This is a genomic window from Methanophagales archaeon (genome assembly GCA_021159465.1).
Taxonomy (GTDB): Archaea; Halobacteriota; Syntropharchaeia; order Alkanophagales; family Methanospirareceae; genus G60ANME1.
On the sequence record JAGGRR010000055.1, the window covers coordinates 1 to 1,211 of the forward strand.

Genomic DNA, 1,211 nt, shown 5'->3' on the forward strand with positions numbered 1-1,211 from the left:
CTGCACTTTGACAGCAAAACCTCTATTTTGGCTATATCCGAAAAACAAAATGCAGTAAAAATGGGCATAAATGAAAAACGAGATGTCCGTTTTGTGAAAAATGTAGTGTCACGTGTAATATAAAAAACCCCTTGACAAGGAAATATGTTTATGTTAATGTTTAGGTATGTTCGTCAGGGTAAAAAGATGCAAGAACAAAAATGGTTCGGTAAGAGAATATCTCTTACTTTGCACGGCTAAAAGAGAAGGCAAAAGAGTAAAACAGATTACCCTGGCCAACCTAGGTAGATTGGACAGCTCTTCCACCCAGAGGAGCATTGATACCATCATTGATAATCTAGTTAAATTTTCAAAGAAAAGGGCCATTATAGATGCCTCAAAGGGCCTTTTTGCAGAATATGCTAAAGTGTATGGACCAGTAGTAGTTTTTAAAAGTTTGTGGGAGAAGACTGGTTTAAAAACGATTATGGAGAGATTTGCTAAAGAGTCAAACTGTGAGTTTGATTTAGTTTCAACTATTTTTGCCTTAGTGTTAAATAGGCTTATTGACCCTATGAGTAAGCTTTCTACTTATGATTGGATAAAAAAAGAGATATATCTTCACGGAGTAGAGCAGGACATAGAATTGCATCACCTTTATCGCAGTCTGGACTTTTTAGAGAGAAAGGCAAAGAAAATAGAAGATACCCTTTATTATCAAGATTTAAACCTGTTTAATGCCCATGTGGACTTAGTGTTTTTTGATACCACCTCTATTAAATTTTATGGAGAAGAAAATGAGCTCATGCAAAGGGGATTATCCAAGGACAAAAGAGGTGATTTAAATCAGGTTATAGTGGGCATTGTGATGAGAAGGGATGGTAAGCCCATATCTCATCATATCTTTTCTGGCAATACTGTAGATGTAAAGGCCTTTAAGGCAGTCATATTAGATTTAAAAGAAAGATTTGGTCTTAAGCGAGTCATCTTTGTGGGTGATAGAGGGATGGTGAGTAAAGAAAACATAGACTTACTTGAGCAAGAGGGTTTAGAATACATCCTGGGGGTAAAATTAAGGAGCCTAAAGGAGGTAAGAGAAGAGGTATTAGCTAGAGCAGGTAGGTACCAGAAAATAAAAGATAATTTATTCATTAAGGAGATAAAACTCAACCAAAAAAGATACATCATCTGTTTTAATCCCTATGAAGCAGAGAAAGATGGCCTGGATAGAG

General features: G+C 36.1%; 1 protein-coding gene. It reads left to right on the forward strand.

Going from position 1 to position 1,211, the window contains the following annotated elements:
- Positions 1-166 precede the first annotated feature (166 nt).
- A partial coding sequence (locus J7J01_03130; GenBank protein ID MCD6209882.1) for an IS1634 family transposase occupies positions 167-1,211 on the forward strand: 1,045 nt, incomplete at its 3' end.